Annotated in this window: 22 protein-coding genes; 7 read left to right on the top strand and 15 right to left on the bottom strand. The window is 70.0% G+C overall.

Annotated elements, in window-relative coordinates:
- Positions 1 to 7: 7 nt before the first annotated feature.
- Positions 8 to 529, top strand: a complete 522-nt coding sequence (locus OG956_RS09250) for a hypothetical protein (protein WP_330337469.1) — start codon at positions 8 to 10, stop codon at positions 527 to 529.
- An 18-nt stretch (positions 530 to 547) separates the two neighbouring features.
- On the opposite strand, the gene OG956_RS09255 is transcribed toward OG956_RS09250, so the two are convergent.
- The 9 genes from OG956_RS09255 to OG956_RS09295 form a co-directional block, all read right to left on the bottom strand.
- Positions 548 to 2,644, bottom strand: a complete 2,097-nt coding sequence (locus OG956_RS09255) for a serine/threonine-protein kinase (RefSeq protein ID WP_330337470.1) — start codon at positions 2,642 to 2,644, stop codon at positions 548 to 550.
- 108 nt (positions 2,645 to 2,752) lie between these two features.
- Positions 2,753 to 4,948 (bottom strand): protein kinase domain-containing protein, encoded by a 2,196-nt coding sequence (locus tag OG956_RS09260; RefSeq protein WP_330337471.1) that lies wholly within the window; start codon positions 4,946 to 4,948, stop codon positions 2,753 to 2,755.
- A gap of 15 nt (positions 4,949 to 4,963) precedes the next feature.
- Positions 4,964 to 5,938 carry a serine/threonine protein kinase gene (locus OG956_RS09265; protein ID WP_330342786.1) on the bottom strand — a complete coding sequence of 325 codons (975 nt, stop codon included), beginning with the start codon at positions 5,936 to 5,938 and terminating at the stop codon, positions 4,964 to 4,966.
- 29 nt (positions 5,939 to 5,967) lie between these two features.
- Positions 5,968 to 7,206 carry a S8 family serine peptidase gene (locus OG956_RS09270; protein ID WP_443065545.1) on the bottom strand — a complete coding sequence of 413 codons (1,239 nt, stop codon included), beginning with the start codon at positions 7,204 to 7,206 and terminating at the stop codon, positions 5,968 to 5,970.
- Between the two features lie 193 nt (positions 7,207 to 7,399).
- Entirely contained in the window at positions 7,400 to 7,699 is a 300-nt protein-coding gene (locus tag OG956_RS09275; RefSeq protein WP_330337472.1) for a WXG100 family type VII secretion target, read from the bottom strand.
- 78 nt (positions 7,700 to 7,777) lie between these two features.
- A complete protein-coding gene (locus tag OG956_RS09280; RefSeq protein WP_330337473.1) occupies positions 7,778 to 8,128 on the bottom strand; it encodes a WXG100 family type VII secretion target in 351 nt (116 codons plus the stop codon).
- A 143-nt stretch (positions 8,129 to 8,271) separates the two neighbouring features.
- Complete coding sequence (locus tag OG956_RS09285) at positions 8,272 to 9,510, bottom strand: S8 family serine peptidase (protein WP_443065670.1); 1,239 nt, start codon at positions 9,508 to 9,510, stop codon at positions 8,272 to 8,274.
- 89 nt (positions 9,511 to 9,599) lie between these two features.
- Positions 9,600 to 11,396, bottom strand: coding sequence for a hypothetical protein (locus OG956_RS09290; RefSeq protein WP_330337474.1), 1,797 nt, complete (start codon positions 11,394 to 11,396; stop codon positions 9,600 to 9,602).
- A 2-nt stretch (positions 11,397 to 11,398) separates the two neighbouring features.
- On the bottom strand, positions 11,399 to 11,851 hold the full coding sequence (locus OG956_RS09295) for a hypothetical protein (RefSeq protein ID WP_330337475.1): 453 nt from the start codon (positions 11,849 to 11,851) through the stop codon (positions 11,399 to 11,401).
- 477 nt (positions 11,852 to 12,328) lie between these two features.
- Between OG956_RS09295 and OG956_RS09300 the strand changes: the two genes are divergently transcribed.
- Complete coding sequence (locus tag OG956_RS09300; protein ID WP_330337476.1) at positions 12,329 to 13,045, top strand: hypothetical protein; 717 nt, start codon at positions 12,329 to 12,331, stop codon at positions 13,043 to 13,045.
- 62 nt (positions 13,046 to 13,107) lie between these two features.
- Here OG956_RS09300 and OG956_RS09305 read toward each other — a convergent pair whose 3' ends face one another.
- Genes OG956_RS09305 through OG956_RS09315 form a run of 3 tightly spaced genes read right to left on the bottom strand, consistent with a single transcriptional unit; the run spans position 13,108 to position 15,270 of the window.
- Entirely contained in the window at positions 13,108 to 13,623 is a 516-nt protein-coding gene (locus tag OG956_RS09305) for a hypothetical protein (RefSeq protein ID WP_330337477.1), read from the bottom strand.
- Between the two features lie 35 nt (positions 13,624 to 13,658).
- Positions 13,659 to 14,945, bottom strand: a complete 1,287-nt coding sequence (locus OG956_RS09310) for a putative T7SS-secreted protein (RefSeq protein ID WP_330337478.1) — start codon at positions 14,943 to 14,945, stop codon at positions 13,659 to 13,661.
- A 19-nt stretch (positions 14,946 to 14,964) separates the two neighbouring features.
- Complete coding sequence (locus OG956_RS09315; RefSeq protein ID WP_330337479.1) at positions 14,965 to 15,270, bottom strand: hypothetical protein; 306 nt, start codon at positions 15,268 to 15,270, stop codon at positions 14,965 to 14,967.
- A 353-nt stretch (positions 15,271 to 15,623) separates the two neighbouring features.
- On the opposite strand from OG956_RS09315, the gene OG956_RS09320 reads away from it, so the two are divergent.
- Together OG956_RS09320 and OG956_RS09325 are read left to right on the top strand one after the other, a co-directional pair.
- On the top strand, positions 15,624 to 15,977 hold the full coding sequence (locus OG956_RS09320) for a DUF4333 domain-containing protein (RefSeq protein WP_330337480.1): 354 nt from the start codon (positions 15,624 to 15,626) through the stop codon (positions 15,975 to 15,977).
- Positions 15,978 to 15,993: 16 nt separating this feature from the next.
- A complete protein-coding gene (locus tag OG956_RS09325) occupies positions 15,994 to 16,506 on the top strand; it encodes a hypothetical protein (protein ID WP_330337481.1) in 513 nt (170 codons plus the stop codon).
- A 176-nt stretch (positions 16,507 to 16,682) separates the two neighbouring features.
- Here the strand turns inward: OG956_RS09325 and OG956_RS09330 are convergent, their stop codons facing one another.
- From OG956_RS09330 to eccB, 3 genes are read right to left on the bottom strand one after another with little or no spacing between them, the layout of a single operon-like run.
- A complete protein-coding gene (locus tag OG956_RS09330; protein WP_330337482.1) occupies positions 16,683 to 17,291 on the bottom strand; it encodes a hypothetical protein in 609 nt (202 codons plus the stop codon).
- The gene (gene mycP, locus OG956_RS09335; protein WP_330337483.1) at positions 17,288 to 18,571 is read right to left on the bottom strand and encodes a type VII secretion-associated serine protease mycosin; all 1,284 of its coding nucleotides are present in this window, start codon (positions 18,569 to 18,571) and stop codon (positions 17,288 to 17,290) included. The genes OG956_RS09330 and mycP overlap by 4 nt, the downstream gene beginning before the upstream one ends.
- Before the next feature lie 25 nt (positions 18,572 to 18,596).
- The gene (eccB, locus tag OG956_RS09340) at positions 18,597 to 20,117 is read right to left on the bottom strand and encodes a type VII secretion protein EccB (protein ID WP_330337484.1); all 1,521 of its coding nucleotides are present in this window, start codon (positions 20,115 to 20,117) and stop codon (positions 18,597 to 18,599) included.
- A gap of 207 nt (positions 20,118 to 20,324) precedes the next feature.
- On the opposite strand from eccB, the gene eccE reads away from it, so the two are divergent.
- The 3 genes from eccE to OG956_RS09355 all read left to right on the top strand — a co-directional run bounded on the left by eccE (position 20,325) and on the right by OG956_RS09355 (position 26,129).
- Positions 20,325 to 21,686, top strand: coding sequence for a type VII secretion protein EccE (eccE, locus tag OG956_RS09345; protein WP_330337485.1), 1,362 nt, complete (start codon positions 20,325 to 20,327; stop codon positions 21,684 to 21,686).
- Complete coding sequence (locus tag OG956_RS09350; RefSeq protein WP_330337486.1) at positions 21,686 to 22,450, top strand: hypothetical protein; 765 nt, start codon at positions 21,686 to 21,688, stop codon at positions 22,448 to 22,450. Before eccE ends, OG956_RS09350 begins: the two co-directional genes overlap by 1 nt.
- A 370-nt stretch (positions 22,451 to 22,820) precedes the next feature.
- The gene (locus OG956_RS09355) at positions 22,821 to 26,129 is read left to right on the top strand and encodes an SCO5717 family growth-regulating ATPase (RefSeq protein ID WP_330337487.1); all 3,309 of its coding nucleotides are present in this window, start codon (positions 22,821 to 22,823) and stop codon (positions 26,127 to 26,129) included.
- Positions 26,130 to 26,191: the final 62 nt, after the last annotated feature.

Genomic DNA, 26,191 nt, shown 5'->3' on the forward strand with positions numbered 1-26,191 from the left:
ATCAACCATGGCCTGCGTCGCCGGCGCCCTTGCCGTCGGCCTAGCCCTGACGAGCTGCTCCTCGGGAGCTTCGGACAAGAAGCGCGAATACGCTGTTCCCTCGTCGATGTGCGGAACAGCCATGCCTCCGTCGGCTCTCGAACCGCTCCTGCCGGCGGGGAAGACGATCTCGTCCCGGAAGAGCGGTTCTCCCGGCTACGCACGCTGCCAGGTCTCGGTGGACGGAAAGGTCGTCCTCTCGAGCATCATCGAACGCTGGAGCCCGAGGACCACTCTCACGAAGGTCGCCTTCGGCACCTACGGGATCACCGCCCACAGCGTCAAGAAAGAGAACGAAAGGTACATCGTCGCGGACTCCGCCGCGGTGGGACACGTGGCGTGCGCCGCCAAGCGGAAGGATGGCGCGGAGGTCTTCGCGGTGATCAGGACGCACCACGGCTCGGTCGGCACCACAGCCATGGAAAAGGCCATCAGCGAGTTCACCGATGCGGCAGCCACATCCAAGGAGTGCACGGAACTCGACACGTGAACGACGGCGTCAGCCCGCTCAGAACGCCGCAAAGGCGATGACCGAGCTGTCGTGCAGGACGAAGACACGATTACCGGCAGCGGCCATGCGGATGTACACAGTCTGGGGCAACTCGTAGCTTCGCGCATCCTGTCCGTCCGACACCCGCACCGAACGGACCAGCAGGGCGGGATCGTTCGGCCGGTTGTCGGACTCGAGCGCCCACACCGCGTGGCCCTGCCGTACCACCGGACTCTCGGGGTCCGCGCAGTCGAAGGCATTCCACAACACCTTTCCGTCCTTCTTCGACACGTACCGGATGCCGTCACCCGCGCTGGCATAGACCGCGTCCTCGTAGGCCGCAGGGGCACCCCACGTGTTCCAGTCGGTCTCCCAGCTACCCAGCTTGGTGCTCCAGATCTTCTCTCCGTCGCCGATCCGCCGGGCCTCCAGGGATGAGCCGTTGATGTACACGGTGCCGCCGTAGACGGCCGGGCGGACGGTGACTTCCTGGTGGTCGAGGCGGGCCCACACCTTGCGGCCGTCGCTGGTCCGCACGACGAGCACGGTGCCGTCCGAGGTCGACATCACGAGCATGCCCTGGCTGATCACGGCCGGATTCAGCAACTTGCCACGGAAATCGGCGGCGACCGGCGCCGTCCAGCGGACCTTGGCGTCCGAGCGATTCACGCTGCGCAGCCTGTGGTCCTTCGTCACGAAGTACACCGCGTCGTCGTCGGCCGCGAGGAGCGTGGCCGCCTCGGCCGCCGGACACGTCCACTTGGGTTCGCCAGTGGAGGGCACGAAGGTACGCAGCACCCCCTTGCCGTCGACGCCGATGACGAGCCGGTCGGAGAGGGACAGATAGCCGCTCTTCGTTCTGAGGTGAGGCGCGGTCCAGCGGCGCTTGCCGTTCGTGATGTCGAAAGCCGCGACACCACCGGTGGCGACGCCGAAGACGATGACGTCTCCTACCGGCAGCAACGGTCGGGAGTAGGCGTCGGCTTCGTTGTTCACCTCCCACAGATCCGTCAGCTGGACGTGGTTGGTGAACGGGTCCTTGACGCCCTTGGCGTCCAGCTTCTGCACGGGCATGCGCACAGCCGGGGGGATGTCGAAGGGATCGCTCTTCAGCTTCGTCGAGCCCGCCCACCACGCGGCCGTACCGCCGCCCGCCAGGACCACGCCTCCCGCGGCGAGGCCGGTGAGCAGACGCCTGCGGGTGACGGACGGGCCCGTCTCGATGGTGACGGGCGTGGTCAGCCGGCGTGCCGCAGCCTCCCGTTCCTTGATGGCGTCGGCGACCGGTCCGCGCCGCCACACCCGGTCGGCTCCCTTGGGCGCCGCCATGACCTGGACGATCTGGGCCGGTACAGGGCGGGCAGCGGGGTCCTTGGCCAGACAGGGCAGGATCAGTGCCTTCAGCTGCGGGGCAATGCCTTCGAGCCGCGGCTCGCCGTGTACCACTTCGTACTGCACGGCCGCGATATGCGAGCCGTCGTACGCCCGTCTGCCGCTTGCCGCGTACGCGAGCACCGCGCCGAGGGAGAACACGTCGGCCGACGGAGCCACCCGCCGGCCGAGCACCTGCTCGGGGGCGCCGTACCCCGGTGAGACGGGCACCTGCCCGGTCGTGGTCAAGGTCAACCCGTGTTCGGGGCGAGCGATGCCGAAGTCGATGATCCGCGGTCCGGACGAGGTGAGCACGATGTTGGGCGGTTTCAGGTCCCGGTGGATGAACCCGGCCGCGTGGATGTCGGCGAGGGTTCGCGCGAGTGCACTGGCCAGGGCACGCAGCGCCGGCTCGTCGAGCGGGCCATAGGTGTCGACGGCCTGGTCCAGGGTCAGGCCCGCGAGATATTCGGTGGCGATCCAGGGCCGTCCCCCCTCGGTCCACGCGCCGAGCACGTTCGCGATGCCGCTGCTCCGCACCGCCTGTGCGGCCTGCGCCTCGCGCACGAACCGCTGGGCGAGGTTGGTGTCGTGGGTGAGATCCGGTCGGAGCACCTTGACGGCAGCGAGGCTGCCGGCGTTGTCCTGGCCGACGTAGACCTTGCCCATGCCGCCTTCGCCGAGGACCCCGAGGACGCGATAGGGACCGAGGCGGAGCGGGTCGCCGCTACCGAGGGGTTTCATAGGAAGGTCTTTCTGCCTGAACGGGACGGATGGGGACGGTCGAGCGCAGAGTCCGTGGCCGTGGCGGGTGGCTGAGTTCCGTGTGCGGATTCAACGCTTTCGGTCACTTCACTTGAGCGGATAGGCGGTCAGGTTGCTGCTGTTCACACCGAGGAGCAACTTCGCGTCCGGGTCCACGTGGAACTGCGTGCTGCTCGTCTGGTACGTCAGCGCGGTGGTGTGTTTCGTCAGGCTGACCGCGTGCAGCAGGGCCGCGTTCTTGTAGTACGCGTAGTCGGTGCCGAGCATGGGTTGCCATGCGGTGGACGCCCCGTCGACCACGCCGCCCTTCTCGGTCCAGAGCAGTTTTCCGCTGTCCGCGTCGAACGCCGTCAGCCCGGCCCCCGCACCCACCGCGTACACCACGCCAGCCCTGAGCGCCGGTGGACTGTAGGCACGGCCGGCCGGGCTCTGCCAGGCCACGGATCCGTCACTCAGCCGCAGAGCCCGCAGCCGGCTGCCACCGAGATACACGTGATCGCCGTCCGCAGCGATCACGCCGCGGAGGATGTCGGGATCGTCGATGTCATACGGCCTGTCCCAGACGACGGCTCCGGTCGAGGCGTCGCGTACGACGACGTGTACGGTCCACTCCTTCACCTCCTGGAGTGTCACCAGGCGGTCGCCGACGACCCGGGCGGTGAGGAAGTGCAGCCTCTTGCTGTTGTCCGGCCGTGCGGGCAGGGCTTTCGACCACAGCTGTTTGCCGGTTCTGAGGTCGGCGGCGCGGATGGTGAAGGTCTGCCGGGCCATCAGGTAGCCGGTTCCGTCCTCCTTGCCGTCGCCGACGGCGACGTACGCGACGCGGTCGGTGACGCAGAGGAGCTGATGTGTCCAGAGCTCGTTGTTGGTACCCGGGAAGCGGACCAGTGTCCTGGCTGTCTTGCCGTTGTTCGGGTCGACGGTCCGGAGGGTGACGGCCGACCCGATCCCGTCGTCGGTTTCGCCCCCCAGCGTGAGCCCGTAGAGGCGCCCGCCTGCCACGGCCATCTGCCAGCCGCTCTCCTCGCTGTACACCCGCCACTTGCTCACGCCTGTCCGGGGATTCACACCATGGGTGTATCCGCCCATCGGAACCACGATCATCCCGTCGGTCCCCTGGGGGACGACCATGCCGAAGACGTCCGTGAGCATCATGGTCTCGAACTGGTAGGACCAGAGCGGAGCGAGGTTCCGTGTCTGGGCGCCGCCGTCCTTGTCGGTCGTACCTGCGTCGCCTCGCGCTGCGGGGCGCTGCTGCCACCACCACGCGCCTGCGCCCGCGGCGCCGACGGCGAGCGCCCCTCCGAGCGCGAGGAACCCGCGGCGCGAGGGACGACGGCCGACCGTCGTGGTGCCCCCTGCGGTCTCCGGACCGGCTGTCGGCGCCGGCAGCCGCTGTGGTGTCAGCCGCCAGACGTCGGCGGCCCGGCGCCCGATGTCCGCGAGCAGCTCGGGGGGCAGGTGGTCGGCGAACTCACCGCTGCCGTCGTGGAGTTGAGCGGCGAGTTGGGCCGTGGTCGGCCGGGCCGCCGGGTCCTTGGCCAGGCACTGGGCCAGTACCGGTGCGAGCGCGGCCGGTACGCCGCTCAGGTCCGCCTCGGCGTACCGCACCCGGTACAGAAGATCCGCCGCCTGGCCGTGTCCGAAGGGGCCTCGCCCGGTTGCCGCGTACACCAGCACTCCGGCGAGCGCGAAGACATCGCCGGCCGCGTCGTGGTCCTGGCCGGTGGCCTGTTCGGGCGACATGAAGGCGGGGGTGCCGACGGCGACGCCGGCCCGGGTCAGCCGGTCGTCGCCGATGGCGCGGGCGATGCCGAAGTCGATGACCTTCGGGCCGTAGGCGGTCAGGAGGATGTTGGACGGCTTGAGGTCGCGGTGTACGACGTCCGACCGGTGCAGCTGCCCGAGCGCGGAGCACAGGGCCGCGCCGAGGGCGCGTACGGACTGTTCGGGCAGCGGGCCGCCGGCCTCGACGGCCTCGTCGAGCGGGGGGCCGAGCACGTACTCCGTGGCCAGCCAGGGTGTCTCGGCGAGCGGATCCGCGTCCATCACCCGTGCCCCGAACTGCTCGCCGATGACCCGCGCCGCGTCCACCTCCAGCCGGAAACGGGTGCGGGCCGCCGGATCGGTGGCGATGGCGGCGTGCATGGTCTTCAGGGCGACGGTACGACCGCCTGCGGAGCGCGCAACGTACACGGTGCCCATGCCGCCGCTGCCGAGCCGGGCGATGAGCCGGAAAGGGCCGAGGGCAACGGGGTCGTCGTGAGTGAGAGGAGTCGGCATGGGTTCTTGTCGTCGTCAGTGGCTGGGGTGGGGTACGGGGGCCGTGGACGGCGCCCCGCCGGGCGGCCAGGGTGTGTGCACCGGCGCCGGCAACGGGACTTCCGCGGCCAGCACGGACGCCGACTGATGGACGATGGCGGCGACGAGCCGGGCGGGCAGCCAGCCGGGGACCAGGAAGGCGTCGGCGCGCGAGGGCGGAGCGAAGCCCGCGGGGGCGTCGGGCTGGGGTCCGCCCGCCAACTCGTCGATGACCTCCGCGAGTTGGGGTCGGTGGGCCGGGTCGCGGGACAGGCAGCGCGGGACCAGCGAGCGCAGGGCGTCCGGCAGTTCCTCACGCTCCGGCATCGTGAATCCCGTGGCGGCGTACGCCAGCGTGGCACCGAGCGCGTACACGTCGCCCAGCGGCCGTGGCTGTCCGCCCGCGGCCTGCTCGGGCGGCAGGCTGCCGGGGTCGAGCCCGGGCACGTCCTGTCGTACGGCACCGTCCGGCGCCGCGGCCCGCACCGCCCCGAAACAGGTCAGCCGGGGTCCGTCGGCGGCGATCAGTACGGCGGCCGGGCACAGCCCGGCGTGGGTCAGGTTCTGCCCGTGCACGACGGCGAGGTTCTCGGCCAGCGCGACCCCGAGCGCCCGAACCGTCCGCTCGGGCAGCGGGCCGCCGTGCAGGGCGAGGGCGATGGGCAGCGGAAGCGCGGGCACGTAGGGACGGGCGTGCCACGGCTGCTCGCCGGGGGCCGCGAGTTCGACGGCCGGGAGGACCCAGGAGCCGAGGAGATAGCGGGAGGCGTCGGCCTCGGCCATGAACCGCTGCGGGTCGGCCGTGGCCAGGGGGGTGCTCAGCAGTACGGTCCGGTCGCCGTCGGCACTGCGGGCGATGAAACGGTGCTCGGGGACGGGGGTCTGCGCGGGAAGCCCGGAGTCGAGCCGCGTGACGACCGTGTACGGCCCGATCCGCCGGGTACCTCGCGTACTCGGCCCGGCTCCTCGCATGCTCGGCCGGCCGTTGTCAGCCGAGGGCGTCACCTCGCTCGTCCCGCCCGCACAAGGGCCACAGCTCCGCCGCCGATCACGAGGATTGCGGCGACGGCGGCGAGTGTGATCCAGAGGGTGGTGTTGCTGTCGTTCGACGAGTGCGTGCTTGATCCTGCCGCTGAGGTTCCGCCGGTTGAAGTCTTTTCCGGGGCTTGTGACGGGGTGGATGCAGCAGCGGGGGAGGATGAAGCCGGGGTGGACGAGCCCGACTTGGCCAGAAGGTCGCCGCCGTTGTCCTTGGCGAGCGGGTCGACATGCGCCGGCCCGGGGTTATAGGCCGGGTTCGCGAGAACCAGACGGGGACGAATGAGCCCGTAACCGCCGTACTTGCTCGGCTTGTTCTTCGGCCAGGTGCGGCCCGCCGTGTCGATCAGGGCACGGGTCACCTGGTTCACCGTCCAGTCGGGATGGGCGGACCAGATCAGAGCGGCAGCCCCCGAGGCGATCGCGGTCGCCGAGCTGGTGCCGTTCACGTTGTCGCAGTACGAGCGGAATGTCGCGTCGCACCAGCCGGGGAACCCCTGGCCTGGGGCCGACAGGTCGACGTAGTTCCCGGCGGAAGAGAACTTCGCAACGGAGAGAGATTTGTCCACTGCGGCTACACCGACTACGTATGGGTCCGCGGCCGGATAACCAATGGTGTCGCCTGACTTCCGGCCGTCGTTTCCGACTGCCGCGATCAGCAGCTTCCCCTTCGACGCCGCGTAATTGATGGCGGCCTGTTCGTCGGAGTCGGGCCCTGGGGAACCGAACGACATGCTGATGATCTTCGCATCCGTGTCGGCCGCCGCCCTGATCGCGGCGGTGGCACCAGGCGTTTTCTTCTTCTCCTGCGCACTGCGCTTCATGCCGTCGAACTTGACGCGGAACGGGATGATCTTCGCCCCGGGCGCCAGGCCTTTCAACCCACCACCTGCTCCGGTACCCGCGATCAACTCGGCCATGGTCGTACCGTGGCCGACGTAATCGTCAGTGGCCCGGTACGCGACCGATTTCGGCACTTCGTCCGTCAGGACCTGCCCCTTGAGTGACGGAGTGTTCGCGTTCACCCCGGTGTCGATGACGGCGACTTTCACGCCTTCACCGGTGCTGACCTTCCACATCTTTTCGGCCTGCATCGGACCGAGATACCACTGCTTCGACTGCACATCATCAGCGGAGGCGCCCGGAGCCAAGCCCACCGTCGTGGCAGCCAGGGCACCGACGACCGCGGTCACAACACGCACTCGTCCAGCAAGGCCTGTTCTGCGAACCGTGGCCTGCTCGGCTCGTCGGCTGATCCCTGACCTCATCGTCTTTCCTGTCCTCGTTTCCGACAGCTCGGCTTCTTCAGCAGCTCGGCTTCTGCGGCTGGGCACAACAGCAGGGTGGGCGCCTCCCGCGCGCGCCCACCCTGGAGTTGGTTCTGCGAGCCTCGTCCTACTGGAAGTAGCTGGCCGCCTTCTTGTCGCCTTCCATGTACGTGCCGCCGGACTGGGCGACGACGTGACCGATGCCGGCCAGCGCCTGGTGGATGTCGTTGGCTTCCTTGTCCCAGCGCTGCAGCTTCTCGTGGAAGGTGCCCTGGGCCTGGCCCTCCCAGTACTGCAGGCTGTTCACCACCAGACCGCGCAGGTCGTGCAGGTCCTGCTCGAGCTGGCTCGCCTGGTTACCGATGTTGGTCGCCGCGGTGTCGAGCCCGTCATAAGTGACTGACAGCCCCTCAGCGTTGTTGGCCATGCCTGATTACCTCGTCTCGCTGGTGTGTGCCTGGTGAGTGGGCCGGATTCCCGGCGGTTGTCCTGTGTCGCGCTCGACTCAGTAGGAGCTGAGGGCGGACGGCGGGATCGAGGAGGCGCCGTCGCGGACGTCGATCTTGTTGACGGCCGCGCGGACCTCGTCTTCCTTGCTGTCCTTGATGTTGCGCGTCGTGGTCATGGCCTCGATGACGTCGCCGAGGATGTTGCCGATGTTGCGCAGCGACTCGTTGATCTCGAGCTGCTTCTTGTCGAACGCGGCACGGCCGATACCCTGCCACTGGCCCTCGAGGCCGTCGATGACGCCCTGAAGCGTGTGCACGCGCTTCTGGATGTTCTCGTACTTCTCGAGCATCTGCTTCTGCAGCCGGATTACTGCATCGTCTTGGAGCTTCTGCTTTCCGCCGGCCATGGTCGGCCCTGCCTTTCGTGTGTCCGTTGTTGATCTATTGGGTTCGGCTCACCGCCGGCGCCTGTCGCTTCCGGCGGTGAGCACGCAGTGCCTGCCCTGTCCGAAGTGCACTGGACGTTATGGCCGTTGTCAGCCGAGGGCGTTCACCTGGCGCGTCGTGCTCGCATGAGGGCCACACCTCCGCCGCCGATCACGACGACTGCGGCGACGGCGCCGAGCGTGATCCAGAGGGTGGAGTTGCTGTCATTCGACGATTCCGCGCTTGATCCTGCCGCTGAAGTGCCACCGGTTGAACCCTTTTCCGCGGCTTGTGACGGGGTTGATGCAGAAGCGGAGGAGGACGAAGTCGCGGTGGACGAGCCGGACTTGGCCAGCAGGTCGCCGCCGTTCTCCTTGCGGAGGGGGTCGACGTTCGCCGGGCCGGGGTTGTAGTGGGGATTCGCCAGCACCACGCGAGGCCGCACAGCACCGTAACCGAGATATGTGCTCGGTTTGTTCTTCGGCCAGCTACGGCCTGCCGTGTCGACCAGCGCGCGGGTGACCTGGTTCACCGTCCAGTCGGGGTGGGCGGACCAGATCAGAGCGGCCGAAGCCGAGGCGATGGCCGCGGCCGAACTCGTACCGTTCACGTTGTCGCAGTACGAACGGAATGTGGCGTCGCACCAGCCTGGGAAGTTCTGCCCCGGGGCCGAGAGGTCGACGTATCCGCCGTGCGAGGAGAATTTCGATGCCGTGCCGGACGCGTCAGTCGCCGCAACACCGATCACGTAATCGTCAGCCGCCGGATAACCAATGGTGTCGCCTGACTTCCGGCCGTCGTTTCCGACTGCCGCGATCAGCAGCTTCCCCTTCGACGCCGCGTAATTGATGGCGGCCTGTTCGTCGGAGTCGGGCCCTGGGGAACCGAACGACATGCTGATGATCTTCGCATCCGTGTCGGCCGCCGCCCTGATCGCGGCGGTGGCACCAGGCGTTTTCTTCTTCTCCTGCGCACTGCGCTTCATGCCGTCGAACTTGACGCGGAACGGGATGATCTTCGCCCCGGGCGCCAGGCCTTTCAGCCCACCACCTGCTCCGGTACCCGCGATCAACTCGGCCATGGTCGTACCGTGGCCGACGTAATCGTCAGTGGCCCGGTACGCGACCGATTTCGGCACTTCGTCGGTCAGGACCTGCCCCTTGAGTGACGGAGTGTTCGCGTTCACGCCGGTGTCGATGACGGCGACTTTCACGCCTTCACCGGTGCTGACCTTCCACATCTTTTCGGCCTGCATCGGACCGAGATACCACTGCTTCGACTGCACATCATCAGCGGAGGCGCCCGGAGCCAAGCCCACCGTCGTGGCAGCCAGGGCACCGACGACCGCGGTCACAACACGCACTCGTCCAGCAAGGCGTGTTCTGCGAACCGTGGCCTGCTCGGCTCGTCGGCTGATCCCTGACTTCATCGTCTTTCTGTCCTCGTTCGCACTCAGTTGACCACCGGCGGCACATCACGCCGGGGTTTGTCGGGCAGGTGTGTTTCTTCGTCCTCGATGAGGTAGTCGGGCCGCGGCGACCCGTCCGTCTTCCGTGTGTCGCCGGGCTTTCGGTTGTGGCTGGCATCGCGAGTGAGGCCGGCACCACCACGGGTCATGCCGTTACGCTCAGCGCCTGCCGCGGAGTTGCGCGCGGTGGCACTGCCGGTGACAGGCTCGGACGTTCCCGCACCAAGCCGGGAGCCGGTCGCCCCCGCGCCTGGCCGCGCCGTGGACTCGGACGCTCCGAAGACACCCCGTTGGCCGAGCCGACCAGTCGTGGAACGGGAGTTGACCTCCTCCTCACCACCGATGACCGTGCCCCGTGGAAGTCTCGACCCGTTCTTCGACGACGGATTCGTGGCGGAGGGCCGCCCCCCGACGACTCCGTTGGACCGTCCGGCGCCGGTGGCCGGCCCGCTGCTCGCGCGTGCTGCCCCGGCACCGCCTGGCCGTGGTGTACCGCCTGTAACCCCTCGGCCCATCGGCGAGGACGTCCGCAGCCCGGAAGCGGTGCCCTTGGCAGTGGACTGGCCGGCCGACGTCGAGCGGCCCATCTCGTCCACGGGCCCTCCCCCGGTGGCACGCCCGGAACCCGGGCTGGTCCAACGGGACGTTCCCGTGCGCCCCTGGGCGGACGGCGGCGTACGGAGGCCACCGGCGCCACTCAGACCGCGGCCCGAGGAGGCATTGGGCATAGGAAGCCCGTATCCACCACCGTCGAACACATTGGGCTGGCCACCACTGGTCGGCGGCGTGCCCGTGACCGGTGGCATGTGGCTGGGCCCAGGTGTAGTGGTGGTGGGCGGAGGCAACGTGGCAGTGGTATCGATGTGCGTGCCGACAGGCTGGTCGACATGCGGAACCTTGTCGGGGACGTGCTGGGTGGGTGTCGGGCTGACGCTCGTCACGTGCCGGGTCACGTCACCGCTCTGCACTGCCGCGTGATGGCCGCCGCCGGATACCGATCCTGTACCTGCATGTGAGGTGAAGCCTGAGCTTGCGGCGGGCGAGGGGTCACCATCACTGCTCCACCGCGAGGGCTTGGGAACCCCCACATTGGGCATGGCGGTGAACGTCGCCTTCTCCTTGTCAGGCAAGGTCGACAGCACCTCTTCAGACACTGCGTAGTACGACGCCAACCGGTTCATCTGGTTGATCGCCTCTTGGCGGTCTTTCTCCACCTTTACGGCAGTGGCGTATCCCTCTTTGTCCGCCGCCTTCTCGGCCGCTGTGAACCGGTCAGGGCGCTTCCGGTTCGCCTCCGTATCACGAGGCGGCATGGCACCCCGGACGGCGGCAAGACCCACGGCGGCGGCCGTGATCTGGTCCCCCGCAGCTCCGGCGAACTCACTCAGATAGTGGGCGTGTGTGACGAGCTTGCCGCCCCATTCGCGGAACGAGTCACCCGACTCACCAACCCAGTGGACCTTCTGAATGTGTCCGTCAAGCTCCTCGGCTGCCCCCTTGATGGCGTCACGCGCATCCCACAAGGCCTTGCCCGAGGATTCCAGGTCCTCCGGATCGGTCTGCTCAACCAAATCGATCATCTCGTTGAGCGGGAGGTCCTTCTTGCCGAAGTCAGTCCGAATAGCCACCCCCTGCCCCGTCGGAGTGGCCCTGATCGCTGCGTCGACCACGCCGAAGAGGAGTCCACCCGGGTGCGGGCCGCTCTCGTAACGGCTGACCCAGTCAGTGGCTTTGTTCCAATCGCCGACTCGCTTCAGATCTGCGTCGTGCTTGTCAGTCATCGCTACAACCCTGCACCGCTCTGCGCGTCGTTACCGGTGTGGCTCTTGTCATTCGCCGCAGCGTGGTCCTTTCCGACCTGCGCCTGGATCGCCCAAAAGCGCTGGCGCTGCTCCTCTTCGAGGTTGTCGAAGCCGACACGTGCACCCTGTACCGCGATACCGATCGCCTCGATCTGCAGATGCAGGTTCCTGGACAGCCGCGTCAGCTCACCATGGACCCGCTTGTACTGGTCGTACAGACCGTGCGCTTCGGGGAAGATGTCCCTCCCGCCGGACGTCAGCGACGCCGCGTTGATCGTCTGAGCACCGATCTTCGCCGGGTTGCCTGCCGACCCTTCAAGGGTCTTGAGGACGTTGTCCACCCGCTTCACGAACGTATCCAGCGCCTCACCGCTGGCTTCCAGGTTCGCCGCCCTGGTCGCCGACACGCCCCCCACCATGTCTGCCGGAAGCACGACGCTCCTCCCCGTTTTCCCCGTACACCATCAGTCTCGACCGAGCGCGAGACCGGTCGTCCACTCACCGTACGATCGCAAAGCGAGCCGCGACTCACAGCACTTGACCACTCTAGTCAACCTGCTCAACGGGTCCAAGCTGCATATGTGTTGACTCGGTTACGAGACCGCACCAGGGGTCGCGGTTTGACCGATTTGCGCGTGGCTGGCGGCGGTGGCACGAGTGGCCGGCCCTGCACGCTCGGGGGCGTCGGCCCATCCTGGACACCGCTGCCCCTGTCCGTGCGGCGCCGCTGCGCGATCTTCGCAGAACTTACACACGCGTCCCAGCGGTGCGGCTCGGCAGGCGCGCTTCCGCACTCCGTGGAGCAGCAGCGGTCGCCGGCTCGGCCGCGACAGCACCCCGCCTCCCAGACAGTTGCGACCAAGCGGAAGCCCGCATTCCCGAGACGACTCCGTCCGCCATACTCTGAGCCCATGGAGCAATGGGCTGGGACTCTCGTCAAGGTGCTGTTCGTCGCGTTCATCGTGGGCGTGTTCACCGTCGTGTTCATGGTGTCCGCATGCGGCCGCAAGAAGAGGGCCCAGACAAGAGAGGATTACGCACGGCTTGCCCGGATGGCTCCGGAACGCGGGTGGACGTACGAGGTGCGCACGCACGGCCGGATCGACCGGTATTGCGGCGCGGGGCCCATGCCCGGGCGCGGGAGCAATCTGAGTGCCTGGCACTACACCACGGGGGAGTTCCGTGGCCGTTCCTTCACATACTTCGAGTACCGCTACGTCAACCCCATGTCAGGCGCAGACACGGTGGAACGCAACCAGCCCATCGTCGAGACGGTATTCGTCGTCACGGCTCCCGGATCGGCGCCGTCCGTGGAGATACTTCTTCCGAGCAAGCTGGACGCCGTGCTGGACCGCAGGGAGAAGACGCAGCTCGGTGTTCCCGAGTTCGATCAGAATTTCCGTCTCATCACCGCTGACGAGGATTTCGTCCGGAACAGCCTGAGCGGCGCCTTGGTGCCCTTCCTCCTCGAGGATCCCCGAGCGAAGAAGTCACCGCTGCAGCTACGGGACTACGAACTGTTCACCTGGTACAGGGGCACCCTGTCGCCGCAGAAGGTCGAAGAAAAGCTGAACTACCTGTGCGACGTCCTGGACCGCATTCCGGCAGGGGCCTGGACTGCTTCCTGAGCCAGCGGAGTGCCCCTTGCCCCAGGGAAGAGAATCACCGGGGCAAGGGGCACTTTCGTCGTTCAGGCGGAGTCTTCCTCGTCGGCCGGACGTACTGTGCGCAGGAAGGCCTGGAAGTCTCCGATCACAGCGTCGAGTTGAGTCGGCTTCGCGGTCAGCACGAACTCGAGGACGGCGCGCTCCGCAGGATTCCTGACGTCCTCCATACCGAGGTACACCTGGGTCTGGAGCAGTTCCAGCGGTTCTCCCCGCAGGGTGGTGTGGAGGCGGAGGTTCTGGACAACGCCGGGAGAGTCCGTGAGGCCCGGGATGTCAGGGGTGCCGATCTCGGCCTTCTTGACGACCTCCACAGTGCCGGCCTGCTCCAGCCGTCGCACCGACTCCTCGGCGATCTGCCACATCATGGCGCTGTCGTTGCGCATCCGCCCGGCAATGGTGATGTTCGCCGTGAATCCGTCAGTGGACGCGGGATGGAGCGCGACGAAGGCGACGCCAGGTGCCCCTACCTCGTCCGGCGGTGCCGCCTGCCAGCCGTCCGGCAGGGAGAATGAGATCTTGACCGGCAGCGTGGTCGTCATGGTGCATCCACTTCCTTGATGAGCTGCAGTCGAGCCTAGAGCCAACTGCCGACCGTGTCGTCCCAGGTGTCGCCCACCCAGTCGGCCGCGTCGCCGACCGAGTCGACCATCTTGTGGGGGTCGACGGTGACGTCGAAAGAGACCTTGCCGCCGACACCCAGACCGACTCCGAGTTCGCCGCCTATCGTGAACTTGCCGTCCTTCATGCCCAGGTCGGCGTTGGCGGAAGCACCCACGCCGGCCCACGCCTCACCGTTCACACCGGCGCCGACACCGCCGACGTCGGCGGAGACCGACCCGGTGGCCTTGGCTCCGGCGAACGCCTCGGCGCCGGCGTGCAGGCCGTCCTTGCCGACGCCGACGTTCGCGGAGGCCTCGGCGCCCGCATAGGCCTTGGCTTCGGCCTGGCCCGCTGCGATGCCCCATTCCGCACTGCCGTTCGCGGAGGCCTGGGCCAGGTAGGCGCTCCCCGCCACACCGGCCTGCAGCCGTCCGTTGGTGATGCTGGCTCCGGCGGTTCCATCCACCCCGAGCACGGACACGCCGGCTGCGCCCGCCAGCTTCACGCCTCCGACGGTGCCCTCTTTCTTGACGCCGTCCGACCAGGCGTTGGCGCCTCCCGTCCACTCGGCCAGCTTGACGGTGAGGTTGGTCTTGCCGCCCGGAGCTGCCGGGTCACCCGGCTCGGCCGACTGCTTGGTCCGGACGAACCAGTTGCCGTCGGCGTCCTTCCCCCACTCCTTCTCCTGGTGCCACCGGCTGGATTCACCTCCCAGCCACTTCTGGGTCTCCCACTTCCACCGGTTCTGACTGGTCTTGCCGACGCTGTGGTCCTTGATCCACTGCCAGTCGTCGACCTGCTGCCGGACCTGCCGGAGCCAGGCCGGACTATGAGCGGCACCCCCCGCCAGATCCCCCAGCTTCTTCGTCAGCTTCTCGGTCTCGGGCTTGAGTTGCTTCTGGGCGGCCTTGAGCGTCGTCTCCGCCGCGTCGTGGTCACCGGACTTCCACTGCTCGATCGCCGTGTGGGCCTGCTTCTGGGCCCAGTCAAGCGTCGACGCGTACGAGGTGATCTGCTTGGCCGCATCCGACATCGCGTCGGATGCGAGGTACCAGTTGGCCTTCTCCTTGGCCAGGGTGGGCCAGAAGACGTCGCTGGCCCGCCCGGTCCAGCCCGGGATCTTCAGGTCGCGCAGACCGTTGCCGATCTTCTCGAACTTCTTGGACCAGCCGTTGAGCGTGGTGGCGAGACCATGGAGCTTTCCCGGGTCTCCTGGTATGAGGTCCTTGGGGTCGCTCGTCGACCCCAGCTCGCTTGCCATGGATGCGGATCCCCCGTCCTCAGTTCAGGTCCGACTTGACCGAGTTCACCGCGTCACGGATCGCCTCGTCCGTTTCCGCGTAGTTGTTGTCGGCCTTGTTCAGGCCCCCCGCCAAGGTTGCTGCGGAATCCGCGAGGAACTGCGCCCCCAACTGCCAAGTGGCGCAGAATGTGACGAGTGCGGCGGCAGCCTCGTCATCGCCGAAGGAAGAACCCTGCTCGGCTGCATCCGTCAGGTCCACCTTCTGTACCGGCGTGAGGCATTCCAGAATGTCCGATGCGCCTTTCTTGAGGACACCTGGCCCGACTCCGAGATCAGCCGACACGAGATCCCCGTACCTTCTTCCGTCAACGCTGCTTGCTCATGGGCGACTTGGCGGCCCGGGCTCACGCTAGCACCAACATCATCATGCGAATGCCGAGCCCGCCGCCTCAGCACGGCTCCTGCCACCGAGCACCGCACGCTTGCAATGCACCCAATAAGAGCGAGGTGCGCACTTCGCCTTCACCGGCAAGACAGAACTCATGGGCATCGAGGGTCATTTGCGGAGAAGGTGAAGGGCCTATGGGTAGTTGCCTGTGGTCGCGCGTTCCCCATGCCCTTCAGAATGACCACAGGTCGTCGCCAAGTATGCTCTCCGGGTCTTCTTTTCATCACCAGCCAACGCGGAGTGTTGTAATGTCCAAGGTCCGGATGACCACCGCTGTTCCGGTTCTCTCGGTCGTGGCCGCCGGTGCCCTGCTCGCCGGTTGCTCGGGCTCGGTGAGCGTGGGCAAGTCGGAGCCGAAGGTGTCCGCCGACAAGCTGGCCACCACGGTCTCCGAGCAGCTCGCCGCGCAGACGGGACGGCCCAAGCCGCACATCACGTGCCCCGAGGACCTCACCGGGAAGGTCGGCAGCAGCACCCGTTGCAAGCTGACCGCGGACGACGGCAGCACGCTGGGCGTGACCGTCACCGTCACCTCCGTCAAGGGATCCAAGGTGAACTTCGACATCAAGGCCGACGACAAGGCCTCCCCGGCCGCGAACTGACATCCGTACCGCTGTCATGGGCCTCTTCGACAAACTCACCGGCACCCGGCGTCCCCCGCAGGGGGTTTCCCCGGTCCCCGGCGAGGAGCTGCGGGCTGCTCTGCTCGGTCTGAATCAGCCGGATGTCCCTTACGTCGTCCGCTACGGCGGCGGTGAGGGATGCGACCTGCTGGCGGAGTGGCGGTTGAGGGAGCCCGCCTGGCAGCACGTCTTCGTGCAGTCCCAGATCACTCACGCCGTGCGGATCCGGATGCGGCTGAACCGCGCAGAGCACGAGGTGCGTGCCCTCGAGGAGCAGTGGGAGGTCAGGCGCGTCGGGCATCCGACGAGGCTCGAGGTGACGTCCACTTACACGCGCGGGCCGAGTCGGACCGTCAGCCGCTCCGGGACCATCGGGCGGGGGGAGAACGGCCGACTGGAGGTGACCGAGACCTTCCGCTTCGACAGCGCCCAGCTGCGCGAGCCGCTGCGGGACACCGTGCTCACGTGCGGCTGGACCTGGCGGGGCGTTGTCTTCGGGAAGTTGTGAGGCCGGCGGCGGCACGGGCCGGCTTCCTCACCTCGGATCGGCATCCCCCCGTCGGCATTCACCCCGCCGGCATTCCCCCGTCAGTCCCTCGGCCCACCGCCCCCGGCCCCTCCGCACCACCATCAGCACTGTCCCGCCAGTCCCTCGCCCCACCGCTCCCCGGCCACTCCCCGCCATCAGCACTCCCCCTCCTCCGTCCTGACAGCGATCCGGTAGCCCCGGTACGTCAGTGAGCTTTCGCCGCCGTAGAGGCCCGGTGGGGAGTAGTCGTCCTTCTTGGAGCGGGCGCGTTCGACGTGGGTGCAGAAGGATGTGTCCGTGCCGTCGGCCGTGACGGTGAGGTTCGCGCGGTCGGGGGTGTCGGTGTCGGAGGGGGTGGCGGTCACGCCGTACTGCGGGGCGTCGCCGCCGCCGTGTTCGGTGACCTTCTGCTCGAGGAGCGAGGCGTAGTCGTCGAAGTAGAGGGGGGTGCCGGAGTCGTCGACGGTGAACCGGTAGCCGTCCAGGTCGTCCGTGGCCTGCCGTACCGCGCTGGTCAGCTCCTTGTCGTCCCACGACTGGGCGTCGGAGACGCCGAAGCCGTGGACGGCGGTGTAGACGCCGCAGGCGGCGAGGGCCAGGAAGACGACCCGGGCGCAGCCGAAGGCGGTGTCGGGCAGGTCCGGCGCGGAGGGGGTGAGGCTCTGGCGCCAGGCTCGTACCCGGTCCGCCTTCACGCACGCCATGGCGATGAGCACGGCGGAGACGAGCAGGAGCAGGACGTTCAGCTTGTCCAGCGCGTTCACCGGCCGGTCTCCAGCCGCCCTTCGCGCCTGCGCCGCGCGTCCCGTACCGCCACCGCCGTACCGCTCAGGCCGGCCACCAGGACCAGGGCACCCACGACCACGTAGGCGGCCATGCGGCTGTCGCGTTCCTGCGCCGTCTCGCCGAAGTGCAGCGGTGTGACGTCCGGGGCCTCGGCCCTGGACACGCCGCCCTCGGGGTGCGGGGACTGCACGGGGTGCTCCGGGTCCACGTCCGCGAGCGCCTTCACCGGGTCCACCACGCCCCAGCCCACCAGCCGGTCGTGGCCGGGGATGGAGCGTTCCGCGCTCTGTTCGATCTGCGCGACGATCTCCTGGGCCGTCCAGTCGGGGTACTTGGCCTTCAGCAGGGCGGCGACGCCCGCCACATAGGGGGCGGAGAAGCTGGTGCCGTTGTCCGAGCAGTGGCCTCCGCCGGGGACTGTGGAGATCATGTCGACACCGGGTGCGGCGACCCCCACGAAATCCCCGGACTGTGAGAAGGGGGCGCGTTCGTTGTTGCGGTCGGACGCCGCAACCGCCAGGACGCCCGGGTACGCCGCCGGGTACGTGACCTTGACGTTGCCGCCGAGGCCGTCGTTGCCGGCGGAGGCGACCACGACGACCTTGTGGGCGAGGGCGTAGTCGATGGCGTCCTTCAGCCCGGAGTTCTTCGGGTCGAGCGCGTTGGCGGTGTCCTGGGAGATGTTGATGACGCCCGCGCCCGCGTGGACCGCGTCGAGGACCGCCTGCGCCAGGGTGTCCGCCGTGCCGTCGCCCTCGGCGTCGTTCTGCTTGATCGGGATGATCGTCGCGTCCGGCGCCAGGCCGACGAAGCCCGTGCCCTTCATCGGGCGGGCGGCGATGATGCCCGCCACGCGCGTGCCGTGGCCGACCGTGTCCGTGGTGCCGGAGTTGTTGCCGCGGTCGATCTTCTCGCCCTTGGAGTTCGTGCCGGGCAGCAGGTTCTTGCCCCGGGACGCGTCGACGGCGTTGGTGAGCTGACGGTTCTTGACGTCGACGCCGGTGTCGATCACGGCCACCCGGACGCCCTTGCCGGTCGACAGGGCCCACAGTTCGTCCAGGTTGACGCGTTGCAGCGCCCAGGGCCGGCCCGCGTACGGCTTCGACGGGAAGGTGCACTGGCCGTCGTCGGCGCGGGCCGGGGCCGCGGGGAGGGCGAGCACCGTGGTCGCGGCGGTGAGGGCCAGCGCGGCGGCCAGGGCCGTCGCTCTGGCAGCGGTGCCCGGGATGCCGGTCCGGGGCGTCCTTGCCTTCAGCATGATTGCGTTCTCCTCCGCCCGGCCGTCAGGAACCCTGCGGCTGGCGTGCCGCCGCCTCCGACAGGCGGGGGCCCGTCGGCAGGAAGGTCGACCACTCCATGGGGACGGGGCTCGGCTTCACGTTCTCGTATCCGAGGTGGGTCTGGGCGATCTTCGCTTCCTGCAGCTCCTCCTTGCGCTTCTTGGCGTCGGTGCCGATGCGTTCGCTGTCGCTGTCGCTGTCGCTGTTGGACTGCAGGGCGTAGCGCAGGCCGGTGTCGGTGACCAGGAAGACGCCGCCGACGGAGGTCTCCGTGCCCTGGAACTGGCGGTAGAGCTGGCCGGAGCCGGGGGTGACATAGCCGCTGGAGGAACCGGTGGGCAGCTGGGCGGGGAAGTCCTGGCCCACCCAGGTCGACAGGGTGGTCCGGCCCTTGGCGCCGACCGAACGCAGCACGTTGCACACGGTGTTGCGGCCGCTGGTGGCGCTGGAGCCGTCGTTCACCATCCTGGGCCGGTACGTCGGCCAGTTCCGGTCGCCCTGGAACGTGGTGCTGTCGGCGACCGCGCCGGGGCTGACCTTCTGGGCCTCGCCGGCCTGGCCGGCCTTCACGAGCTGTCCGCTGTTGAGCAGGAGCGTCGCGGTGAACTCGGAGATGCGGGCGACCTTGCCCTGGAGTACGACGTAGTACTGAAGCGTGTGGCCGTCGTAGGCCTTGATGACCTCGCCGACCTTGTCGTACTCGGCGGGCAGGCCGGCGCCGGCCTTCGTGCCGGGGGTGCCCGGGACGTGCGGGATCGAGACGGCGTCGCCCTTGTGGAGGGTGGCGAGCCAGTCCTGGGAGACGCGCTGCGGGGCGCGGCCCTGGGTGTCGAGGGCCTTGAGCAGTTCCTTGTCGTCCGGGTTCGCGATCGGGTAGGCCGTGCCGTGCGCGTCGACGACGTACTGCGTCTTGCCGTCCGGGGCGACGACGTACATCAGGTCGCCGCCGGTGAGCCGGTTCGGGCCCTCCGTCCTGGGCCACTCCTTCTTGGCGAGGACGAAGGCCGCTTTCTGGATGGCGCGGCCGCCGGCGCCGGGGCGTTCGCAGACCGCCCAGCGCTTGGCGGCCGATGCCTCGCCCGGGGAGGGCAGGCGGTCGGGGGCGTAGGGGATGCCGATGGTGACGCCGTGCGGGGGCTTGCCGCTGTCCAGGACCTTCTCGTCGACGGTGATGACGCTGTCGTTCTCGGGGCTCAGCAGCAGCTTGGCGGAGGCCATGTTGAGGACCGGGTGCAGCTGCACCTGCTTGCCCGTCTTCAGCACCACGTAGCGCGTGGTCGACTCGCTGGCGACGATGACGTGCTTCTCCGGGTCGTCCCAGCCCTTGGGCGCCGTCGGGCTGAACATGCCGATCGCGCCGAACACCGCGAGGATGACGACGCCGACGACGAGGCCGGGCACCAGTGCGCCCAGCGGCTTGGGGGCGCCCTCCTCCGAGCCGGAGGGCGAGGGCTGAAGGAAAGCTGCGAGCGTACGGCGCTTCGCGAAGGTGTAGGCGTTGAGTTCGTCCCGCCGTGATGCCATCTGTGTCCGCTCTCTCCCCGTTGCGGAGCCGTGGGGGACCTGTGAAGATCCGTCCCCCGCCCTCGGTTGCCTCTGGTGACTCGACTGTCAGACCCGCCCCCTACTATGCCTGTTGCGTGGACGTGCGTGTGGCACGGGTAGGGTGCTCACGGCTTGAAGGGACCGGAGCTCAAAGGGTTTCCGGGTGAGTTCGGGGGTTTTGGAGTGATGGCTTCCGCAACGCGGACCCGGTCGCGATCGCAATCGGGGTCACGACCTCGTCGTGCGCGCCGGTCGAGTGCTCACGGCCCTGCCGCCCCTCAGCCCGCCACCCAGCCCTCGCCCGCGCCCTACCAGGGCGCTTTCACCCCGCATCCGGAGTCCCGTTCCGGGCGCGGCGGTTCGTTCGCGCTGCAGCGGCTGGTGCTGCTGGAGATCGCGGCCGCGCTCGTGCTGTGCGGGTGGCTCGCGGGCACGATCGCGCTGATCGCCTCCGTCCCGGTCGCCGCGCTGTTCGTGGTGCTCGCGGTCGTACGGCGCCGGGGGCGCTCCCTGCCGGAATGGCTCAGCACCCTGCTGGCGCTGCGGGCCCGCACGCGCCGGGCGGCGGCGACACCGGTCCCGCCGGGCACCGACGCCGGACTCGCCCCGGCCGTGGAGTGCGACCCGACGCTGCGCACCTACAGCTACAGCCGCGGTGACGACCGCGACCAGCGGCCGATCGGCATGATCGGCGACGGCGGCTTCCTGACGGCGGTGCTGCAGGTGGAGTCGGACGCCGACGCGCTGCGCGCGGAGCGCGGCCGCAGACCGCTGCCGGTGCGGCTGGTGCGCGACGCCCTCGAAGTCGACGGGATACGGCTGGAGTCGGCGCAGATCGTCGTGCACACCCAGCCGGCGCCCGCCCTGCATCTGCCCCAGCAGTCGGTCGTGGTCAGCAACTACGCGCCGCTGCAGGCGCAGACCGGTTCCCCGGCGGTGCGCATCACCTGGATCGCGCTGAAGCTGGATCCCGAGCTGTGCCCGGAGGCGGTGGCCGCGCGCGGCGGCGGGCTGACGGGCGCGCAGAAGGCCCTGACCCGCGCGGCCGAGCATCTGGCGAGCCGGCTGACCGGCGCCGGGTTCCGGGCGAGCGTGCTCACCGAGGAGGAGCTGACGGCGGCCATCGCGACCTCCGCGTGCGCCAACCCGATGGTGACGGCGCAGGCCGGGCGCGGCGAGGCGCCGCAGCGCCGCACAGAGGAGTCCAGCCGCAGCTGGCGCTGCGACAACCGCCGGCACACCACCTACTGGGTGCGCCGCTGGCCCCAGTTGGGCGGGTCCGGCGGCTCGCTGGCCCAGTTGGTCGCGCAGCTGACGGAGGTGCCCGCGCTGGCGACGACGTTCAGCCTGACGCTCGCCAAGGGCGCCCAGCAGGACGTGGTCATCACCGGCCATGTGCGCATCACCGGCCGCAGCAACCAGGAACTGACCGACGCGCGCCGGGAGTTGGAGCAGGCGGCGCGTCGGGCGCGGACCGGACTCGCCCGCCTGGACCGGGAGCAGCTGCCCGGCGTTCTGGCCACCCTGCCGCTCGGAGGTGCCCGCTGATGGCCCTGTCGACCTCGCCCACGCCGTCCCGCGCGGCCTCGCCGACGCCGGGTCTCGGTGAACGGCTGCGTACCGGTTTCGGGCTGCTCGGCCCCCGCCACCCGCGGCACACCCTGCCCGTGGAGCAGGCCGACGCGCTGTCCCTGCCCATCGGCGACGACGGCGTGGTCGTCGGCGTCAACGCCGAGGGCCAGCCCGCCGTGCTCGGCGTCAACCGTCCGACGCCGTACGACATCGTGCTCATCGGCGGCCTGTGGACCGCGCAGGTCGTGGCGCTGCGCGCGGCGGCGACGGGCGCGCGCGTGGCCGTCGAGACCGGGCGTGCGCAGGCCTGGATGCCGATGGTGCACGCCATGGGCGGCGGGCAGAACGGCCTCGCGGTGTACGACGTCGGCCGCGTGCCCCCGCAGGGCGCCTCGGCCGGTACGCCGGTGCTGGTGGTGCGGGACTGCGGCATGCGCCCGCCGCGCGGTCGGGTGGTGTCGGCGCCCTGGCAGTCCGTGCTGACCCTGCTGCCGTATCTCAGCCCGGTGGCGCCGCGGCTGATGCGCCAGGCGCGCCTGGTGGGCGTGCAGCGGGTGTCGCCGGACGAGGCGGCGGAGATCGGCCGGGTGCTGGGCCTGCCGCGTACGGAGGTCGAGACGCTGCCCACGCTTCCGGACGGGGTGACGCTGTGGTGCACGGAGCGGGACCGGCAGTACGTGGTGACGCAGGCGACCGACCCCGAGACCGGACTGCTCGGCGTGGCTCGCCGCATGGACTGAGCCGCCGGCGCGACCGAACCCCAACTTGGCCGGTTTCAAGGGAGTTGGCGAAGGGATGCCGGAATTCGCCCGCTATCGTGCCCGGCTGAGGCGCTTCCGCGTCACGTTTTGGTGTACGTCCGCACGCGCCGTGGCCGTAACTGCCCCGGTGTGACGCGTCGGACGGGCAGGAAGCGGCGGCCGGGCCTGCCAGCGCCGTCGCATTGGTGATTAGGCTGGGACCGGGCAGTCGCGAGTTCCCACGAGCGGGTGGTGCGCGCTCTGCGACCAAGGGGTCCGGTGACCCGAGGGGGAAGCCCGGCGAATCGTACGACAGGAACGGTCGCCCCCTAGCACGGCATGAGGGTGTTCGACCACACCAGGAGGAACTGTGAACAGCGATCGGGACGGGATCCGCGGGGGCTGGGACACACCCGACGACGACCAGACCGACGCGGAGTCCGCCATCGAGATGACGGGCGAGTTCACCATCGACTACGCGCCGCCCGCCTGGTACACGCAGAACGCCCAGGGTTCGTCCGGTGCGCCCTCGTCGTCCCCGGTGCCGCCGCCTCCGCCGGCCAACGGCGCCCCCTACACCCCGCCTGCGCCGGCGCAGGGCGCCCCGTACGGCCCGCCCCCGGGCACCCCGCCCCAGGGCACCCCGTACGCGCCGCCGCCTCCGCCGGCCCCGCCGGCCCAGGCCGCGCCCTACGCCGCCCCGGCGCCGCCCGTCGGAAACCCCGTCCCGATGCCCCGGTTGCCGGAGGGATTCGAGCCGCAGCAGCCGCACGCCGCCCAGCAGGCCCAGCAGATCCAGCCGGACGCGGCCCAGCAGGCCCAGCACGTCCAGCAGGCCCAGCACGTCCAGCCGGACGCGGCCCAGCAGGCACAGCCGGAGGCTCCGGCGCCGGCCGTCGGGCCGGAGACCGGCAACGGGGACCTGGAGAGCGGTGCCACCATGCGGTTCTCCGCCGTGGCCCTGAAGCGCGAGATGGCCGAGATCGCCGAGCGCGCGGCCGCCGCCGCGCAGCAGATCGGCTCCGATGACGAAAGCCCGGCCGAGGGTACGGCCACGGGCTCCGCCGGTGCCGAGGGCGACGCGTCCGGGAAGCCCGCGGCCGAGGGCTCCGACGGCAACGCCGAGGCGCGGTCGGACGAGGCGTCGACGGGTTCCGTGCAGGATGCCGCCGCCTCGCAGGCCGAGGCCGGGGAGGACGACGGTCTCGGCGAGCGTGCGAGCGCGGGCGAGGTCGAGGTCGAGGGCGAGGACGAGGCCCGGGCTGAGGACGCGGCCGGGAGCGACGCCGTTGCGGAGGCCGAGGGCACGGCCGGTGCTCGGGAGGAGTCCGCGCAGGACGCAGAGGCCGAGAACGGCACGTCCGGCGAGGCCGGGCCCGGCGCCGCCGAGTCCGCCGACGCGACATCCGACAACGGCGCGCCTGAGAACGCCCAGTCGGACGCCTCCTCGTCCACGGACGCAGACGCGGGCGCCCAGGACGCCGTGACACCCGCCGCCTCCCCCACCGCCGAGGCCGCCCCGCAATCCAGCGCCCCGCAACCCGGCGCATCCCAGCCCGGCGCGCCGGAGAGCGGCGCCCGGGCGGACGGCGCCTCGCAGTCGGGCGCTCCCCAGGCCGCCGTGCCGCCCGCGCCCGTCCAGGGCGGCCAGGACGGCGCGTCCGGCTGGACGCCTCCGCCCGCGCCGCAGAGCGGGGTGCCCCCGCTGCCGCCGTCGTACCAGCCCGCGGCGCCCGCTCCGGCGGCTCAGTGGCCCGCACAGCAGCAGCCCGGCCCGATGCCCGGTCAGCCGCAGCCGGCGGCCGCTCAGGGCCCCGGCCCGATGCCCGGCCAGCAGCCGCCGTTCCAGCCGCAGGCCCCCCAGCCCGCGCCCGCGGCCTGGAACCAGCCGCAGCAGAACCAGTCCCACCAGAACCAGCCCGGCGCGCCCGCCGCACCGCAGCCCGGACAGCCGAACCCGGCCGGGCAGCCGGCGCCCGGCCCGGGACCGCAGCCGAACCCGGCGGGCCCCGGCGCCCCGGGCGGCGGTTACGGCTTCCCGCAGCCCCCCGCGCCCCAGCCCAACCCCAACGACCCCAGCCAGGCCGGAGGTTACGGCTTCCCCCAGCCCGGCACCCCCAACGCGCAGCCGCAGCCCGGCGGTTACGGCTTCCCGCAGCCGCCCGCCGCCCAGCCACAGCCGCAGCCGCAGCCACAGCCGGGTGGTTACGGCTTCCCGCAGCCCGGCGCGCAGGGTGGCACCCCCAACGCGCAGCCGCAGCCCGGCGGTTACGGGTTCCCGCAGCCGCCGCAGGGTCAGGGCGGCGCACCGGCGGCTGAAGGTCCGGCAGCGCCGCAGGTCCCCCACGCCCCGCAGGCCCCGCACGCGCCCGTGGATCCGCGCTCCGGTGCCGCCTGGCCGCAGCCCGTGCAGCACGACCAGCGGCAGCCCACCAACCCCGGTGCGGCGCCGCTCGGTTACACGGCCGCCGTGGAGCTGTCCTCGGACCGGCTGCTCAACAACAAGCGGCAGAAGGCGAAGAGCGGCCGGCCCGCGGCGGCGGGCGGCCGGTTCAAGCTCGGCGGCAAGAAGGAGGAGGCCGAGCGGCAGCGCAAGCTGGAGCTGATCCGCACGCCGGTGCTGTCCTGCTACCGGATCGCGGTCATCAGCCTCAAGGGCGGCGTCGGCAAGACGACCACCACCACGGCGCTGGGCTCCACCCTCGCCACCGAGCGCCAGGACAAGATCCTCGCGATCGACGCGAACCCGGACGCCGGCACGCTCGGGCGACGGGTGCGCCGGGAGACCGGGGCGACCATCCGCGACCTCGTGCAGGCGATCCCGTACCTGAACTCGTACATGGACATCCGGCGGTTCACCTCGCAGGCGCCCTCCGGTCTGGAGATCATCGCCAACGACGTGGACCCGGCCGTCTCGACCACGTTCAACGACGAGGACTACCGGCGCGCGATCGACGTGCTGGGCCGGCAGTACCCGATCATCCTGACCGACTCGGGCACGGGCCTGCTGTACAGCGCCATGCGCGGGGTGCTCGACCTCGCCGACCAGCTGATCATCATCTCCACGCCGTCCGTGGACGGCGCGAGCAGCGCCAGTACGACGCTGGACTGGCTGGGCGCGCACGGGTACGCCGACCTGGTCTCCCGCTCGCTCACCGTGATCTCCGGGGTCCGCGAGACCGGCAAGATGATCAAGGTCGAGGACATCGTGGCGCACTTCGAGACGCGCACCCGCGCGGTCGTGGTCGTGCCGTTCGACGAGCATCTGGCCGCCGGCGCCGAGGTCGACCTGGACATGATGCGGCCGAAGACCCGCGAGGCGTACTTCAACCTGGCCGCGCTGGTCGCCGAGGACTTCACCCGCCACCAGCAGGCGCACGGCCTGTGGACCAGTGACGGCAATCCGCCGCCGGTGGCCGCCCCGCCGATGCCGGGCCAGCCCATGCCGGGCCAGCCCTACCCGCAGGAGCCGGGGCAGCCGTACCCGCCGCAGCAGGGCCAGCAGCCGTACCCGCCGCAACAGCCGGGGCAGCAGCCGTACCCGCCGCAGCAGCCGGGCCAGCAGCCGTACCCGCAGGCCGCTCCGGGCGGGCAGCCGTACCCGCCGCAGCAGGGGCAGGCGCCCCAGCCCGGCGCCTACGGCTACCCCCAGCCGCCGCAGGCCCCGCCCCAGCAGTAGGACGACGACGAAGAGGGCGGCCGGTGCTCAGCGCACCGGCCGCCCTCGCGTGTCGGAGGTCC

This window comes from Streptomyces sp. NBC_00557, from assembly GCF_036345995.1.
In the GTDB taxonomy this organism is placed as follows: Bacteria; Actinomycetota; Actinomycetes; order Streptomycetales; family Streptomycetaceae; genus Streptomyces.

What these genes read in the sequence shown, in the direction of transcription:
- OG956_RS09250 (WP_330337469.1), top strand. Translation starts at nt 8, where the DNA reads ATGGCCTGCGTCGCCGGCGCCCTTGCCGTCGGCCTAGCCCTGACGAGC.
- OG956_RS09255 (WP_330337470.1), bottom strand. Translation starts at nt 2,644, where the DNA reads ATGAAACCCCTCGGTAGCGGCGACCCGCTCCGCCTCGGTCCCTATCGC.
- OG956_RS09260 (WP_330337471.1), bottom strand. Translation starts at nt 4,948, where the DNA reads ATGCCGACTCCTCTCACTCACGACGACCCCGTTGCCCTCGGCCCTTTC.
- OG956_RS09265 (WP_330342786.1), bottom strand. Translation starts at nt 5,938, where the DNA reads ATGCGAGGAGCCGGGCCGAGTACGCGAGGTACCCGGCGGATCGGGCCG.
- OG956_RS09275 (WP_330337472.1), bottom strand. Translation starts at nt 7,699, where the DNA reads ATGGCCAACAACGCTGAGGGGCTGTCAGTCACTTATGACGGGCTCGAC.
- OG956_RS09280 (WP_330337473.1), bottom strand. Translation starts at nt 8,128, where the DNA reads ATGGCCGGCGGAAAGCAGAAGCTCCAAGACGATGCAGTAATCCGGCTG.
- OG956_RS09290 (WP_330337474.1), bottom strand. Translation starts at nt 11,396, where the DNA reads ATGACTGACAAGCACGACGCAGATCTGAAGCGAGTCGGCGATTGGAAC.
- OG956_RS09300 (WP_330337476.1), top strand. Translation starts at nt 12,329, where the DNA reads ATGGAGCAATGGGCTGGGACTCTCGTCAAGGTGCTGTTCGTCGCGTTC.
- OG956_RS09305 (WP_330337477.1), bottom strand. Translation starts at nt 13,623, where the DNA reads ATGACGACCACGCTGCCGGTCAAGATCTCATTCTCCCTGCCGGACGGC.
- OG956_RS09310 (WP_330337478.1), bottom strand. Translation starts at nt 14,945, where the DNA reads ATGGCAAGCGAGCTGGGGTCGACGAGCGACCCCAAGGACCTCATACCA.
- OG956_RS09320 (WP_330337480.1), top strand. Translation starts at nt 15,624, where the DNA reads ATGTCCAAGGTCCGGATGACCACCGCTGTTCCGGTTCTCTCGGTCGTG.
- OG956_RS09325 (WP_330337481.1), top strand. Translation starts at nt 15,994, where the DNA reads ATGGGCCTCTTCGACAAACTCACCGGCACCCGGCGTCCCCCGCAGGGG.
- mycP (WP_330337483.1), bottom strand. Translation starts at nt 18,571, where the DNA reads ATGCTGAAGGCAAGGACGCCCCGGACCGGCATCCCGGGCACCGCTGCC.
- eccB (WP_330337484.1), bottom strand. Translation starts at nt 20,117, where the DNA reads ATGGCATCACGGCGGGACGAACTCAACGCCTACACCTTCGCGAAGCGC.
- eccE (WP_330337485.1), top strand. Translation starts at nt 20,325, where the DNA reads ATGGCTTCCGCAACGCGGACCCGGTCGCGATCGCAATCGGGGTCACGA.
- OG956_RS09350 (WP_330337486.1), top strand. Translation starts at nt 21,686, where the DNA reads ATGGCCCTGTCGACCTCGCCCACGCCGTCCCGCGCGGCCTCGCCGACG.